Source organism: Rhodococcus sp. P4_B6, assembly GCF_056402215.1.
Map to the genome: position 1 here is coordinate 136,984 of NZ_JBFUHV010000001.1, position 15,904 is coordinate 152,887.

At 67.2% G+C, this 15,904-nt stretch carries 13 protein-coding genes; 3 read left to right on the top strand and 10 right to left on the bottom strand.

The window, feature by feature from the left end; genetic code table 11:
- Positions 1-108: 108 nt before the first annotated feature.
- From AC1DWT_RS00630 to AC1DWT_RS00640, 3 genes are all read right to left on the bottom strand, one after another.
- Positions 109-861, bottom strand: a complete 753-nt coding sequence (locus AC1DWT_RS00630; RefSeq protein WP_206013921.1) for a FadR/GntR family transcriptional regulator — start codon at positions 859-861, stop codon at positions 109-111.
- Between the two features lie 323 nt (positions 862-1,184).
- A complete protein-coding gene (locus tag AC1DWT_RS00635) occupies positions 1,185-2,483 on the bottom strand; it encodes an MFS transporter (protein ID WP_477919397.1) in 1,299 nt (432 codons plus the stop codon).
- 50 nt (positions 2,484-2,533) lie between these two features.
- The gene (locus AC1DWT_RS00640) at positions 2,534-4,912 is read right to left on the bottom strand and encodes an alpha-L-rhamnosidase (protein ID WP_241031382.1); all 2,379 of its coding nucleotides are present in this window, start codon (positions 4,910-4,912) and stop codon (positions 2,534-2,536) included.
- Between the two features lie 785 nt (positions 4,913-5,697).
- Between AC1DWT_RS00640 and AC1DWT_RS00645 the strand changes: the two genes are divergently transcribed.
- The gene (locus AC1DWT_RS00645) at positions 5,698-7,206 is read left to right on the top strand and encodes a protein adenylyltransferase SelO (RefSeq protein WP_206016074.1); all 1,509 of its coding nucleotides are present in this window, start codon (positions 5,698-5,700) and stop codon (positions 7,204-7,206) included.
- Positions 7,207-7,249: 43 nt separating this feature from the next.
- Here the strand turns inward: AC1DWT_RS00645 and AC1DWT_RS00650 are convergent, their stop codons facing one another.
- A complete protein-coding gene (locus tag AC1DWT_RS00650; RefSeq protein ID WP_072946707.1) occupies positions 7,250-7,702 on the bottom strand; it encodes a winged helix-turn-helix transcriptional regulator in 453 nt (150 codons plus the stop codon).
- A 180-nt stretch (positions 7,703-7,882) separates the two neighbouring features.
- Here AC1DWT_RS00650 and AC1DWT_RS00655 point away from each other — a divergent pair, with 180 nt between their 5' ends.
- Positions 7,883-8,266 carry a PPOX class F420-dependent oxidoreductase gene (locus AC1DWT_RS00655; RefSeq protein WP_072946706.1) on the top strand — a complete coding sequence of 128 codons (384 nt, stop codon included), beginning with the start codon at positions 7,883-7,885 and terminating at the stop codon, positions 8,264-8,266.
- 19 nt (positions 8,267-8,285) lie between these two features.
- Here the strand turns inward: AC1DWT_RS00655 and AC1DWT_RS00660 are convergent, their stop codons facing one another.
- On the bottom strand, positions 8,286-8,993 hold the full coding sequence (locus AC1DWT_RS00660) for a TetR/AcrR family transcriptional regulator C-terminal domain-containing protein (RefSeq protein ID WP_072946705.1): 708 nt from the start codon (positions 8,991-8,993) through the stop codon (positions 8,286-8,288).
- Positions 8,994-9,113: 120 nt separating this feature from the next.
- Between AC1DWT_RS00660 and AC1DWT_RS00665 the strand changes: the two genes are divergently transcribed.
- A complete protein-coding gene (locus AC1DWT_RS00665) occupies positions 9,114-10,331 on the top strand; it encodes a fatty acid desaturase family protein (protein WP_072946704.1) in 1,218 nt (405 codons plus the stop codon).
- An 819-nt stretch (positions 10,332-11,150) separates the two neighbouring features.
- Here AC1DWT_RS00665 and AC1DWT_RS00670 read toward each other — a convergent pair.
- The 5 genes from AC1DWT_RS00670 to AC1DWT_RS00690 all read right to left on the bottom strand — a co-directional run bounded on the left by AC1DWT_RS00670 (position 11,151) and on the right by AC1DWT_RS00690 (position 15,889).
- Positions 11,151-11,321, bottom strand: a complete 171-nt coding sequence (locus AC1DWT_RS00670) for a LysR family transcriptional regulator (RefSeq protein ID WP_241031383.1) — start codon at positions 11,319-11,321, stop codon at positions 11,151-11,153.
- An 86-nt stretch (positions 11,322-11,407) separates the two neighbouring features.
- Positions 11,408-12,187, bottom strand: coding sequence for an alpha/beta fold hydrolase (locus AC1DWT_RS00675; protein ID WP_241031384.1), 780 nt, complete (start codon positions 12,185-12,187; stop codon positions 11,408-11,410).
- Between the two features lie 8 nt (positions 12,188-12,195).
- Positions 12,196-13,386 (bottom strand): CaiB/BaiF CoA transferase family protein, encoded by a 1,191-nt coding sequence (locus AC1DWT_RS00680; RefSeq protein WP_206013923.1) that lies wholly within the window; start codon positions 13,384-13,386, stop codon positions 12,196-12,198.
- 147 nt (positions 13,387-13,533) lie between these two features.
- A complete protein-coding gene (locus AC1DWT_RS00685) occupies positions 13,534-14,460 on the bottom strand; it encodes a TAXI family TRAP transporter solute-binding subunit (protein ID WP_387488333.1) in 927 nt (308 codons plus the stop codon).
- Positions 14,453-15,889, bottom strand: a complete 1,437-nt coding sequence (locus AC1DWT_RS00690) for a sensor histidine kinase (protein ID WP_206013924.1) — start codon at positions 15,887-15,889, stop codon at positions 14,453-14,455. Before AC1DWT_RS00690 ends, AC1DWT_RS00685 begins: the two co-directional genes overlap by 8 nt.
- Positions 15,890-15,904: the final 15 nt, after the last annotated feature.

Below are 15,904 nucleotides of genomic sequence, written 5' to 3' on the forward strand. Positions count from 1 at the left end.
GGGCCCGCCAAGTGCGGGCCCCGCACGGTCGTATGCCGTCCCCACAGATCTACCGCAGCACCATCGACGAGTTCGCGTTCCCGAACAGCAGTTACCGGCGGGCCGGCCTCAGGCCGTCGCGCACTCCGCATCCGTGTCCAGCTGAGTTGCCAGATACTCCTCGACTCCGAGCAGATGCACCCCCATCCGCAGCCGGGCGGCATCCGGGTCTCGTGCCGTGAGCGCCGACAGGATTGCCTGATGCTCCGCGTGCGTCCGCGATTCGACGCCCTCCTCGTGCAGCGCCCGCCACGTGCGGGCCCGCACCGTGCGGCTGGCCAGACCCTCGATGAGCGCACACAGCGTGGGGTTTCCCGATGCCCGCGAGATGATTCGGTGGAACGTGACGTCCGCTTCCATCACGGCTTGATGATCGACATCCTCCTGCGCGATCATCGTCTCCATTCCTGACAGGATGTCAGCGGCTGCACTCAACTCGGCGTCGCTGATGCGCAGGGCCGCACGGCCCGCCGCCTCCACTTCGAGCACCCGGCGCACACTCATCAGGTCGATGACGTTGCCGGGCCGTTGTAGATCCACCAGGACAGCCAACGGCCCTAGCAGCGTGGCCGGATCCAGTGCGGTGACATAGGTGCCGTCGCCCTGCCGTGTTTCCAGCACACCCATCAGGACAAGCGCCCGCACCCCCTCGCGCAGCGACCCCCTGGAGACCCGCAATTCCTCGGCCAGATCCTTCTCGACCGGAAGACGCGATCCCGCCGAGAGAGCGCCGCTGGTGATCATGTTCTTGATCCCGTCGATCACGACTTCCGACTGCGACCGACTAGCGGGTTGCGCGGGCACATGCTGAGTGACTGTCATCTGATGATTCTAGCTCGATCGCTCACCGCGACTGCGGGAACACCAGAGGCAGGCAGAAGAAACTCGCGCCTATTTTCGGTCGGGATTCATCGGAAATACGCTCTGCTGCTGACATATACGATACTGAATCTCGGGTGTGCGCTAGCGCCCTCGTTCGGTCGGACGCCGCCGCAATCGGCCGTTTACGAGCAGCGAGCGGATCGCGCACTCCGATGACTGTGCGCTTCTCGGGCAAGAACGCATCAGCACGGAACGCAGAAATCCCGGTGGGGACGACCTACACAATGTCTGTGCGTCGTCTCCACCGGGACCACAAAGAGCGTCTACGAGGCGGACGTCACGGCATCGCGGCCGTTGGTCGACTCGGCCTCGGGCCGGTACGCGGGTCGGCGGATCATCTGCGACCCGATGATGGCCGCGACGGTCGCGAATCCAACCAGGATCCACAGCAGCGCCGCGGGGTTGGAGTTCGCGATCGTTGGCGTGACCACAGCGAATCCAGCGCACGCGAAACGCGAGACCGAGTACGTCAGCCCCTGGACGGTGGCGCGGGCGTTGACCGGAAAGCCTTCCTGGGTCGTGACCTTGTAGAGGGCCTCGCCTGCGAAGGGGTTGAACAGCATGTAGATCGCGAGCAGGGCGATCATCGCGGCCAGGACGGCGCCACCGGTGACGGCGCCGATGGCCATCGCGACTATCTGCAGGCAGGCGCCGACGTAGAACATGGGACGCCGGAATCTCGTGTCCGCGATCCGCACGAAGACGATGCCGCTGAGCATCGCCAGGATCGATGCCCCGAACGACAAGCCCGTGGCCACCGCCTGGGATGTGTCACTGACCGTGACCAACAGGTAGGCCTTGAACTGGCCTATGGTGTTCGCCATCAGATTCCATGCCAGATAGAACCCGCCGGTCAGGGCGATCGTGCAGAGGAAGCGCCGGTTCGAGAAGAGGGACCGCAGGGGGAACGCGTGGTCGGAGTCGACGGTCGGGTCGGAACTGTCGGTGTTTTGCACCGCGCGCGCTTCGAGTTCGCGGAGGTTCGAACTGAACACCCGGATCGTCCAGGTGATGGCGCCGAGGACGGCGAGGTGCACAAAGAGCATCCGGATGCCGAACAGGCCTCGGTCGGAGACCGCGAATCCGAGGGCGGTGACGACGACGGCACCGGCGCTCCACATCACCTGGGTGAAGGCGACGAGCCGTCCGCGGGCCTGCTCGGGGGCGAGCTCGGACACCACCGCGACCGAGGTGGGGAGGTCCGCGCCCGCTGCGAGGCCGGCAATCACCACACCGGTCACGATCATGACCGGCCCCTGGGCGAACGCGATCAGCACGATGCCGATGACGTACAGGAAGATGTCGATGTTGAACACTCGGCGCCGGCCGAGCAGGTCTGCGATCCGGCCGCCGAACAACGCGCCGATGGCGATGCTGAAGGTGAGGGCGCCGCTGATCACTCCCAGAGTGAGGGGGTCGATCCCGAAGCTCTCCTTCCACGTCGCCAGACTGAGGCCGACGGTGACGATGACGCCTGCGTCGAGATACGACGCCATGCCCGCCACGACCGCGAGGCCCCAGAGCCGTCGGTCGATACTCCGTGGTGTGGTTCGATTGATCATGGGTGAAACTCCTCGTCGAACGGCTTGTCGTGTACCCGGGCCCTCGCGGGCTACGCCGGGATCGTTGTCTGAATAGGGTGGAATCCCTGAGGCTCTCGGTCGAGAGTCCCGGATTCGACGCCGAAGTGGTGGCGCCCGCCGGCAACACGTTGCGGCTCACGCCCTGGAAGGTCGATTTCGGCGGTGACGCCGTCCGGCACGGTGACATCGACGTCGAGATCCCCGGTCGGGATAAGTCGCCATGCCACCGAAAGGTGTCCGTGCGGGGTGTCGAGGGAGGTCTCCGCCCAGGTGAGACCGCCACCGGGACGGGGCGCGATCCGCACCGCGGAGTAGCCCGGTTCTACGGGGGCGATCCCGCCGATCACGCGGTGCATCCAGTCGGCCACCGCACCGAGTGCGTAGTGGTTGAAGCTGGTCATCGAACCGGGGTTGATGCTGCCATCGGGCAGCATCGAGTCCCACCGTTCCCAGATCGTGGTGGCACCCATCGTCACCGGGTACAGCCAGGACGGGCACTGCCGCTGGAGAAGCATGCGGTAGGCGTCGTCCAGGTGCCCCGTCGCGGCGAGCGCCTCACACAGGTGCGGGGTTCCGGCGAATCCGGTGGAAATCCGGTAGTCGTCCTCGGCAACCAGTTCGGCGAGGCGATCGCCGGCGCGCTGACGACCTGTGTCGTCGAGCAGGTCGAAGCAGATCGCCAGCGCGTACCCGGTGGCGGCGTCGCTGTGGATGCGACCGTCGGCGGTGACGTAATTCCGGTTGAACGCCTCCCGGGTGCGCTCGGCGAGTGCCGCGAATTCTTCGGCATCCGTGAGGTGCCCGAGCAGTGTCGCGACATCGGTGACGATCCGGGCGGTCCGATACAGGCAGGCCGTCGCGACCACTCCCTTGTCGACCTTTGAGCGGCCGGGCTCGTTGGGCGGTGCGGTCGGGTCCAGCCAGTCACCGAATTGATGACCCGTGTCCCACAGTCCGGTGTCGGAGAGCATGGTCTCGACCCGGCGGAGGTGGGCGGTCATGGCGCCATAGGACTCTCGCAGCACGGTGTCGTCGCCGTAGGCCTGCCAGAGCGCCCAGGGAACCCAGGCGGCCGCGTCGCTCCAGATCGCGGTCGTGACGGGTGTCGGCGTGCCTTCCGGCGGACCGACGTACTTGAGGACGTCGGGCACGACATAGGCGACCTGTCCGTCGGCCGCGCGCTGCTCGGCGTCGAGATCGCGGAACCAGTCGCGCAGGAAATTCTTCACATCGAAGAGGAACGCCCCGGTGGGGGTGAACACGGAGATGTCGCCGGTCCAGCCGAGCCGCTCGTCGCGTTGCGGACAATCGGTCGGCAGGTCGAGGAAGTTCCCTCGCGCACCCCACACGACGTTGCGGTGCAACTGGTTGAGCAGATCGTCGGAACAGGTGAAGCGGCCGATGCGGCGTAGGTCGGAGTGCACCGCGACCGCGATCAGCGACTCATCCAACAACTGTCCCGCCGGCCACCCGTCGACCTCGACATACCGGAACCCGTGAAACGTCAGGGTCGGCTCGAACTCGTCGCCGCCGCCGCTGAGCACGAACCGGTCCGTCGCTTCGGCCTTACGGAGCGGCCGCGTACCCAGTTCCCCGTTCTCGAGAACTTCCGCGTGCCGCAGCGTCACCGTGGAGCCGGCGTCGCCGCGCACGCGGCAGCGCACCCAGCCCACTAGATTCTGGCCGAAGTCCACGAGGGTGCGGCCGGACGGTGACGTCCACACCCTCACGGGGTGCAGCTCTTCCTGGCGCCGCACCACCGGGCCCACGTAAGGGGTGAGTGTCGCGGTGTCGAATTCCTGGGCGTGCACGCCGCCCCAACCGTCCGAGGTGAAACCCGCACGTTGCCAGGAACTGTCTCGAAGTCGTGCGTCGATCGCCTGCCCGCCGTAGAGGTTGTTGGCCGTGACCGGCGACGGGCCGGCCTGCCAGCTCTCGTCGGTGGTCACGATCTGGCGGTGACCGTCGGCGAAGGTGATTTCAAGCTGTGCGTAGGCACCGAGTTCCGGACCGTAAGTGGCTTGCCCCCAAGAACATCCGACACCGCTGCGGTACCAGCCGTTACCGAGTTCGATGCCGAGGACGACGGTTCGGCTGCGGCCCGAACTGTCGGCGGACGTCGAACGCAGCAGGCCCGTGACGTCGTAGCTGCGGTACCGCAGTCGCCACTCGTAGCTGGTCCAGCCCGGGCTCAGGACATCGTCCGACACGGGAGTGCCATCGATCGACGCAGTGAACACGCCGCGCGCAGTCGCGTACAACACCGCGTCCGCCACGTCACCGTGGCCGGGCTCCAGGCCGACCTCGCGCCGCAGGATCGGTGCCCCGGAGTAGTCCTCGTCCGGTCCGATCATGGTCGCGCGCCATTCGGACGGCGCGGAGGGCGCCTTTCGCCCGGTCTGATTCATTTGATGACTCCTTCGTCGCAGGCCGGTCGCGCTGGATCGCGGCTGTCGGATGGGCCGCCCGACGCGATCCAACCGGCATATATCTGATGAATTAGGTAGAGACTAGCATCACAGCCCGGATTTGCCCAGATTAATGTCACATTGATCAGATGAATGACTTGTTCGGGTCGATCAGGCAGCCGCGCCGACGATTCGGAGGCCGGACTGCGCCCGCGGGCCCATCGCCCCACCTGCCACGTAGGTGATCACCACGGTCACCCATCCACCCACTTTGCACCCGAGGGCCGTGGGAGCGCTCGATGAGTCCGCGGAGCTGGCCATCGCACGGCGGGACTGGCACCCGTGATGTAGTCCCGAGTTTGATCGAGCACCCCAACACGCAGCCACAAGGCCTGCTCACCCCGCAGGGACCCGGCTTCCTGTGGGCCGCCGCCGACACCGTCATGCTGGTCGGCGTCCGCACTCCGGAGATGAAGATCCTCGAGATGCCGCTGATCGATTTCTTCTCCCGCGGTGGATCGTTGAAGTCGTCGTGGTACGGCGACTGCCTGCCCGAACGCAACATCCCGACGCTGGTCGACCTGTATCAGCAGGGCCGTCTGCCGCTGAAGAAATTCGTCAGCGAACGTATCGGTCTCGACGAGGTCGAGAATCTCGTCCACCAGCGGAACGGCCGCACCGGGCAAAGCCAGGATCGAGCTCCCCGGCGCTCGCTCGAGTCCGGCGCCAACCGGCTGTGCCCTGGGCGAGGCAACCGCCGGTCATGCGGCGATTACCCTGAGCTGATGGCTGCAATCCCCGATTCCACCGTGCGCACGAACACCGCGGTGCCCGGCCTCGCGAGCACGTTCGCCGACGAGCTGGGCGCCCTGACGGTGCCGTGGCAGGGCGCCCCTGTGCCGGACCCCACCATGCTCGTGCTCAATGAGCAGCTCGCGGCGTCGCTGCGGTTGGACGTCCACGCACTGCGAAGCGGGGACGGGGTCGGCGTCCTGTCCGGATCGGCGGCACCGACCGGGGCAAAACCGGTAGCGATGGCATATGCGGGCCATCAGTTCGGCGGATATGTGCCGCTCCTCGGAGACGGTCGGGCGTTGCTGCTCGGCGAACTGACCAATGGTGACGGTCAGCACGTGGATCTGCACCTCAAGGGCTCGGGGCGAACACCGTTCTCCCGGGGCGGCGACGGCTTCGCGGTCATCGGCCCCATGCTGCGTGAATACCTCGTCAGCGAGGCCATGTACGCCCTCGGCATCCCCACCACCCGCGCACTGTCGGTGATCGCGACGGGCCGGCCCGTTCACCGAAACGGTACCGAGCCCGGCGCCGTGCTCGCCCGAGTCGCGGCCAGCCACCTACGGGTCGGCACGTTCGAATACGCAGCGCGGCAAGGCGATCTGCTGCAACCGCTCGCCGACTACGCGATCGCCCGCCACTACCCGAAGCTGATCGAACTGCCGGCGAACGGTGACGGCAACCGCTACCTGACATTCCTCGAGGCCGTCGTCGAGGCGCAAGCGTCACTGGTGGCACGGTGGATGCTCACCGGTTTCGTGCACGGGGTGATCAACACCGACAACACGACCATCTCCGGGGAGACCATCGACTACGGTCCGTGCGCCTTCCTCGACACCTACGACCCGGCAGCGGTGTTCAGTTCGATCGACCACGGCGGCCGCTATGCGTTCGGTAACCAACCCGCCGTCCTGAAATGGAATCTGGCGCGCTTCGCCGAAACGCTGCTCACGTTGATCGACCAGACGCCCGATGACGCGATCACCGCGGCATCGGCAGTCCTCGACACATTCGACGAGCGTTACGACGGCCACTACGCAGCCGGCATGGCAGTCAAGCTCGGTATGGCCGGCACACCCCTCGAGCCATTACTGATCGACGACCTTCTGACGATGATGAAAGACCACGGCGTCGACTGGACCAGTGGTTTCCGTGCCCTCGCGGACGAACTACGCGGAAATTCGGCACCACTCGACGGCCTCGCACCGCGCGAGCACACCGAGCCGTGGTTGCAACGCTGGCGCAGCGCCCTGACCCACCACGGGCGCGGGGCCGCGGAGACCGCGGACGCGATGGACCGCGTCAACCCGCTCTACATCCCACGCAACCATCAACTCGACGCTGCGTTGCGGGCCGCGACCGACGGTGAACTCGCCCCATTCGAGAAACTACTGGAGGTCGTCACCCATCCGTTCGACCGCCGCGACGAATGGTCCGACTACACCACACCCGCCCCGCCGTCATTCAGCCAAACATTCCAAACTTTCTGCGGCACATAATCACTAGGACGAATACACTCGCAATCCGACAGGACCGCACCGTTCACACGGCGGCGCCGGGCCCTTGAAGTAGTTCGACGTCGCCAGCGTGCATCGACTCGCCGCAGTGTGCGCAGTGCAGGTCGGCTGTGCTGATCTCGCCGCACGCGTGGTGGCGGTAGAGGACGGGTGGGCCCGCCTCCCCCGCGAGCCAGTTGTCGCCCCAGGTGGCCATTGCCATCAGAACGTCGAGGAGTTGGATGCCCTTCTCCGTCAGGACGTATTCGTACCGCGGCCGTCGGTCGTAGGGCCGGCGCTCGAGCACTCCGCGCTCCACGAGGTGGCTGAGTCGTTCGGTCAGGACCTTGCGCGAGATGCCCAGGTCGGCCTGAATCTGCTCGAATCGGGTGAATCCGGCCCACACGTCACGCAGGATCAGCGGCGACCAGGGCTCCCCGATGACGTCGAGCGTTCGCGCGATCGAGCACGCCATCCCACCGAAATCTGTGCGTTGCATGGAACCAGTCTAACAATCGGAGTTCCCTCAAGGAACTCACACTGCTACGCTCATGGAGTCTCCTGAAGGAACTCCGAAAGGAACGGAGTCCTGGCCGCAGCCGGGGAAGCCGGCCTCGCAACCTGCGCGCCCCCACGACGTCGGCCTCGCGCCGGCAACCTCAGATGAAGGAGCAGATCCATGCTTGATCCCGACGTGCGCCGCATACTCGACGGCACCTCGATCGCTCACCTCGCCACCACCCTCCCCGACGGCTCGCCCCATACCGTTCCCCTCTGGATCGGCGCGCACGGCGACCGAATCGTCTTCCTCACCGGTCCCGGGTCACGCAAGGCACGCAACCTGCGCCGCGACCCGCGGGCGGCGCTGTCCATCGCGCCCGTGGACAACCCGTTCAAGCCCGTCGTCGTCCGCGGGCGGGTGGTCGAATGGCTCGACGGCGATGCCGCGTGGGAGATCATCGACGAGCTGTCCACGAAGTACACGGGTGCGCCGTACCCCCGAGAGGAAGAGCGCGTCGTCGCCGTGATCGAGCCCGAGCGACAGACCGTCGGCGTCGGCTGAGCCGATCACCGATACTCGCTCATCCCGGTGGTGCGCCGTCCCGGCGCTTCAGCGTCGCGGTCAGGCCCGCCAGAAGAATGTCGACCCCGCGTTCGAGTTCGGCGGCGCCGTCGTAGGACGCCAGCACCGGCGCCAGACCTCGCAGGAGCGGGAATTCACCGATCGGCAGACGGTGCAGTCCGAGGCGCAGGAGGTCGTCGGATTCGTCGGGCCGCTCGACGAGTTCCTGCAGTTCGTTGAGGATGTGGCCATAGAGGAAACCGAACAACGCCCGATAGACGTGCAGGGCGTCGGCGTCGGTGAAACCCGCCCCGGTCAGCAGGGTCAGGATGTCCTCGAGGGGGCGCAGGGTGCCGAGCGGCCTGAGCCCGAGCGGCGTCGACAGCGGCCGGGTGACCAGGAGCGGCACCACCTGCGGATGAGCGAGGGCCAGTCGGCGGAAGCCCCGCGCGACCTCCCGTAGTTGAGTGGCCCAGTCGCCGTCCCCGGTATCGACCTCCAGTTCGTCGAGTACCCGCTCGGCGAGACCGTCGAGCAACGCGGCCTTGTTCGGGGCGTGGCGGTACAGCGCCATCGGGTCGCGGCCGAGCGCCTTACCGAGGCGACGCATGGACAGCCCGTCGATTCCGTCCCGGTCGACGATCGCGAGCGCTGCTTCGAGTATCCGCTCCCGGGTGATCGGGCCGCCGTCGGAGTGGGTCGAACGACGTTCGGGCTCATCGGCCATCACGACACCTCCACCAACACTGTAGGCCTGAACTGTAGATCTACAGTGTTGACAGTCTGCAAAATGCGGCGTTCACTTCAGGGTGAGGCACGGAGCACGTCGGGAAATCGGGAGTTGAGAATGGCGATATCCGACATCAAGGAATACGCACATCTCACCGAAGAGGATGTCGAGTCGCTCCGCTCCGAACTCGACGCCATCCGGCGGGACGTCACCGATTCGCTCGGTGAGCGCGACGCCACGTACATCCGTCGCACGATCGCGTTCCAGCGTGTGCTGGACGCCGCTGCACGCCTGGTGATCCACTGCAGCCGGGAACGAATCGGGTGGATCCTCGGGACGACGGCCCTGGCCGTGGCCAAGAGCGTGGAGAACATGGAGATCGGGCACAACGTGTCTCACGGGCAGTGGGACTGGATGAACGACCCGGAAATCCACTCCAGCACGTGGGAGTGGGACATGGCAGGGGTGTCGTCCCAGTGGCAGTACTCGCACAATTATCGTCACCACGTGTTCAGCAACGTGGTCGGGATGGACGACGACCTCGGGTTCGGCGTCATCCGCATCACCCGCGACCAGCCCTGGAAGCCCGACAATCTGCTGCAGCCGCTGCGGAACCTGTTGTTGGCGTCCACATTCGAATGGGGCATCGCCCTGCACGGCCTGTATTCCGAACGGGACCGCGTCGACACCGCCGCCGAGAAGAGCGCCCACACCCGGGCACTGCTCGGCAAGATCGTTCGCCAGGCCGGCAAGGACTACGTGCTCTTCCCCGCCGTCAGCGGGCGGCGGTGGCGACGGACATTGAGGGCGAACCTCTCGGCCAACCTGCTGCGAAACCTGTGGGCGTACGTCGTGATCTTCTGTGGACACTTTCCCGACGGCGCAGAGAAGTTCACGCCCGCGGAACTGGAACACGAGACCCGGGCGGAGTGGTATCTACGCCAGATGCTGGGCACCGCCAACTTCCGGGCCGGTGCGGTGCTGGCATTCCTGAGCGGCAACCTCTGCTACCAGATCGAGCATCACCTCTTCCCCGACCTTCCCAGCAACCGCTACGCGGAAATCGCGACGAGAGTCCGCGCACTGTGTGAGAAATACGATCTGCCCTACACCACGGGTTCGCTTGCCAAGCAATACTTCCTGACCCTGCGCACCATCCACAAGCTGGCGTTCCCGGACCGGTTTCTGTCCGCGACCGCCGACGACGCTCCCGAGACCGCGTCCGAACTGAAATTCCGCACTCCCCTCACCGCGCCTTCCGACGGAGGCACCGGACGCCGAACGGGACTGCGCACCGCGTTGCGCGAGGCCCGCTCTCGAACGAAAAGGCATTGAGGCCCATCGGCTACGCGCGCTGGCCATCATCGCGGCCCATCAGCCTCAGGCGTACGTTCTGACCTCGTGCGCGCCTGCCCGTGTCGGTCGGACATCACCCGCCGCCACCACGAGTCGAGCGGACTGGGATCGGGCCACCGGATCGGCTCATCGTCGGCGTGGCCGCGAGAGTGGCTCTGGGGCGAGGCTGTGGTCGAGGGACGTTCGTCGGATTCGGTGGCGTGCACCGGCGACACCTGCGTGTCGGGTCGCGGCGGCGGGCAGGAATAGTGCATGTCAGGTGGACGACGGGTTCTCTTCGGGGGCGGCGGAACCGGGGTCATCGCGATCGGCAAACATCGCCTGAATCCGATGCAAGATCTCCGGTGTGCTCAGTACCCGGCGGGTGGGAATCGAGTGATGCGGTGCGCTCACGGACGAAGCTTGCAGGCGGGTCATGTGAATACTCTCAGTCGCACGTCGGTGGACCGAGCGGAGCGGCCACGGCGGCGGCACCCCTCCCGGTCATCCCCAGTGTGCCTATTCAGGCATCGGGGCGGGTAGAGGAGAAAGTCCTCTCCCACCAATCGGACCGAGAACCGAAGCTCCGGTGCCGACGACGAGCCGGGACCGGCCGACACAATCCGCAACCGGACCGCGGGATGCTCCCGCAATACCGCCGCGACCAGTTGTTCGGCGAGCAGTTCGGACGTGGATGCCAGCAGCCCGACCGTCACGATTCCCCGCAGCACTCCGGATTCGGGCGGATCTCGGCCCGGGCACGCTCGAGTTCGGCCAGCACTCTCCGCGCGCGTTCGAGCATGAGCCGGCCGGGCTCGGTCAATTCCATTCCGGGACAGCTGCGCTCGAGACGGAAACACCCAGTTCCTGCTCCAGCGTGTGGATTTGGCGTGTCACCGCCGGCTGAACGAGATGGAGGAGTTCGGCTGCGCGGGTCACGCTCCCGGCGTCGGCCACCGCAACGAGTGCAGTCAACTGCTTGACGTCCACCGGACGACCCACCTTCCCGGGCTACTCGCCGCCCCGCACCATCAGCACGCGACATCTGACGGCGACTTCGATAACAAGGAAGAATGTCAGTGCCCGGCGAGGAAGCTGATCGCCGCGGTGCTCGCGACTTCGCGTTCTTCCTCGAAGTAGGCGTGCCGTGCGCCGGGAAGCAATTGCACGCGCGCGTCCGGGATCCGTTCGGCGAGTAGTGGCGCGTTGTCGACCGGGGAGAGCAGGTCATCGGTCCCGTGCAGAACGAGGGTCGGCGCGCTGATCGACGGCAACGCATCCCACGCGTCGTGCCCGTTGCTTGCCCGCAGGTGTGCGAGCCGGGCGTGCGCGGGCATGCCTGCATCCCCGAGGGTGTTGTAGGGGGCTGGATTTCGACCGAGCCACTCCCGGGTATACATCAACTCCAGCAGGGCGCCGCGCGACCGTTCGGGATCGGGGTGTGCCAGGTTCGCGCGCACTTCGCGGCTTCGCTCCACCGCATGGGTTCCACCCAGGGAGGTGCAGCCGAGGATCAGGGCGCGGACACGCCGGGCGTTGCGCACCGCGACCCACTGCGCCACCCGGCCTCCCATCGAGGTGCCGTAGACGTGCGCCGTCTCGATGCCGAGCGCGTCCAGCACGCACATCGCGTCCTCGGCGAATAGTTCTGTGCTGTACTTGGTCTCGGGTTTTCCGCTGGATCCGGTTCCGCGGTAGTCGATCGTGACGGTGTGAAAATTCCTGTCGAAGTCCGTGCGAACGCGGTCCCACCAGTGATGGTTGTTGGCCTGACCCGCGAGCAGCAGCAGCGCGGGTCCGGCGCCGGACTCCTGGTACGCGATCGGCGTTCCGTCGGACGCCACAGCATGGGGCACTGCGGACCTCAGACCGTCTCTGCCGTGCGGAGTTCGGAGATCGCGGCATCGGTGTAGCCGAGTTCTCCCAGGATGGCATCGGTGTGCGCGCCCAGGGCCGGGACCGGATCGAATCGCGGTTCCACACCGCTGAGGTTCGCCGGCGGCAACAGCGCCCGCGCCGGGCCGCCCGGCGTCTGCACCTCCCGCCAACGATCGCGGCCGGCCAGGGACGGGTGCGACAGGAAGTCCGACACGGTGCCCAGCCGCCCGTTGGCGATCGACACCTTGTCGAGCAGCGCGAGGGCGTCGTCGGTGCTGAGCAGACGCGTCCGCTCGGAGATCATTGCGTTGCACTCCTCGCGGTGCTCCACCCGCGAGGAGTTGCGGCAGAAGCGCGGGTCGGTGGCGATCGACGCGTCGCCGAGCACCTCCGCGCAGAACGCGGACCATTCGCGGTCGTTCTGGATCGACAGCAGGACCGTGCCGTCGGCGGTGGGGAACGGACCGTACGGGGCGATCGTCGCGTGTTCCGCTCCGACGCGGCTCGGCTGCCGGCCCCCGTATTCGGTGTAGTAGGCGGGTGAGCCCATCCATTCGCCGAGCGCCTCGAACAAGGCGACCTCGACGGCGCGGGCCGTGCCGGTGGTGGCGCGCGTGTACAGCGCGGACAGGATCCCGCTGTACGCGTACATGCCGGCCGCGATGTCGGCGATCGACACTCCGGCCTTGGACGGGCACTCGTCGGGGCCGGTCAGCGACATCAGGCCGGATTCGCCCTGAACGAGCATGTCGTAGGCCTTGCGGCCCGACCAGGGGCCGGTGTTGCCGTAGCCGGACACGTCGCACGGAATCAGCGTGGGGTACCGCTGCTGGAGTGACTGCGCGTCGAGGTTCATCCGGGCCGCGGCGCCGGGGGCCAGATTCTGCACGAAGACGTCCGCTGTGGACAACAGCTTTTCGAGGATGCCGCGGCCCTCGTCGGATTTCAGGTCCAGTGTCAGGGACTCCTTGGAGCGGTTGAGCCAGACGAAGTAGCTCGATTCGCCGTGCACGGTCTCGTCGTACCGTCGTGCGAAGTCGCCGGCATCGGGACGTTCCACCTTGATCACCCGGGCACCGAGGTCGGCCAGTTGCCGGGTCGCGAAGGGCGCGGCGACGGCTTGTTCGATGCTCACGACGGTAATCCCTGCGAGCGGTAGGGCGGTCTGCGATGCCATGGAGCCAGCCTTCCTGGAAATGTACGGCCATTTTGCAGCCGATGCGGGCAGTAGTCAACCGCGTGGGCCCGGAGTTTTACATGCAGTTGAGGTTGGCGGCGGTGCCGACCCGCGATACCCGGCCATTATGGCCGTACATGACGGCCGTCAGCCGTGGTGGCGCCGGTATGCCGCGACCGCGCCCGGATGACGCGGGACGCCCGCCGTCTGGATCAGCGACCGGACGTCGAGGAACTGGGCTCCGACGGTGTCGGGAGGAATCAGGTCCTGCGCCCGATCGACGAGAAGGTCGACGAGCGCACCGGCCACGGCGTCCGGCAGTTGGGGGGACGCGACGAGCAGGCTGGGGACGCCCACCGTCGCGGTCTCGGCGGTGTCGCCGTACGTCCGGGCCGGCACCGAAACCGGTTCGTACATCGGCCCGTAGACCCTGCGCATCTCCGCGTACTCGGCGGACAGGTCGAGTAGCCGGATCCCGCCGTCCGGACCGTGCCCGGGCCGCGGCACCGCCGCCGGAGTCGGCACACCCCCGGCCCACAGCGCGGCCGCGACCGTGCCGTCGGCGAGGGAGTCGAGGACGGTGGTGAGCGAGACCGGGCGCACCGTCACGTCGTCGACGGACAGTCCGCTCGCCTCGAGCACCCGCCGCCCAGTCTGCGCGGTACCCGAACCCGGGGAACCGAGGCTGATCGTCTGCCCGCGAAGATCTTTCATCGACCGGACCGGTGAGCGCGCGGGCACCGCGCACTGGAGATAGTTCTCGTACACCCGGCCGATGGCCAGCATCGGGGTGTCCGACAGCACGGCCGAATCGGCCAACGTGAGCCCGATCAGGACCTCCCCCGACGCCAGCAGCGACAGATTCTCCAGCGAACCGGTGGTGTACCGCACCGTGAACCGGAGATCGCCACCCGAGGCGGACGGCGCGTCCGCGAGCAATTCGGCGAATTCGGACTGGAAACCGTCGCGCTCACCGGACGCGATTTCGTACGTCCCCGACGGCTGGGTCCGGGCACACCCGGACAGTGCGACCGCCGCGGCCACACCGCCGAGGAACTGTCGCCGGTTAATCATCGTCGGGCGTCTCCACGTGCGGTTCGAGCCACAAGCGTACGCGCAGACCACCGGCCGGGGCCTCGTCGATGTCGAGTCGGCCACCGTACGCGGCGGCGACCACCTCGACGATGGACAGGCCGAGTCCCGTCCCGGCCTGATCGCTGGCCCGGAAGAAGCGGTCGGTGAGTTTGCCGCGCAGTTCCGCCGGGACGCCCGGGCCGTCGTCGGCCACCCACACGCACACCTGGGTGTGGAGCTGTGACGGCTCCGTTGCGACCCCGATCTCGATGGTGGGGTGGGGGCCCGCGTATCGGGAGGCGTTGTCGATCAGCACGTCGAGCACCTGGGACAGATCGTTCTCGGCGATCGCGACCGGCACACGGTCGACGCCGGGTGCCGCGACGGTCGTCAGGCGCGCGCCCCGTTCCCGGGCCGTCACCGACCAGAAATCGACCCGGTCGGCGACCACCGAAAGGGCATCGCAGACGGCCTCGGCTCCGAAGCGCGGCGTTTCGGCGGAGGCGAGGGAGAGCAGACTGTCGAGGATCGTCTGCAGACGTTTGGCCTCCTCGGTGACGAGGTGATAGTCCTCGCGCGCGTCGTCCGGTATCCCGTCGTCGAGGAGGTCGAGGCGAAACTGCAACGCCGCAAGCGGATTCCGCAGCTGGTGCGCGGTGTCCGCGATGAGACGCTGCTGCGCGTCCGCGGCCCGCAACACCGCCGAGGACATCACGTCGAACGAATGCGCGAGCCTGCGCACCTCGGGAGGACCGCCCGCGGCCGTGGCGGGCAGGACGGACGGCGGAGGCTCGGACGCCGACGGCGTCCTCGCGTCGGGCATGCGGCGGATGAGTTGCACGATTCCAGTGGACAGGTTCGCGAGCGGTCCGAGTACCCACCGGCTCAAGGCGATCGCGAGCACACCGAACGCGACCAACGCCAGCACCGCGCCTGCCGCGATCACGGCCCACTGCCGGAGGATGTCGGAGCGCGCCTCGGCCGTCGAGGCGCGCAGCACGATGGTGCCGTTCACCTGAGCGCCCGACCCCACGGGTTTGACGAACAGGGCGTCGTCGTCGCTCCACGGGAACAGCCGGTCGACGGTGGAGACCCGCTCGTTGCGCAGTCCGCTGCGAATCGCGGCCTCGATTCCGGGTTCGCTGCCGTCGAGGCCCACACCGAGGGTGGGCACACCGCGGGTGGAGACCACCAGAACGCCCTCGCCGTACACGTCGTCGTACGCGTCCACCTCGCCTTCGATCCTGGCGGGGTCGCCGGTCCGGACGTATTCCTCGGCGAGGACGGCGAACCGTTGGATGTCGCCCTCGCGGCCGAGGGTGAACTCCTGTGTCCGTGAGTCGGCGGTCGCGATCGCCAGGGGGATCGCGAAACTCGCGACCGCGCAGGATCCGAGGATCGCGAGGATGAGCAGTAGCCGTCGGCGCATATCGTTTCGACCTCC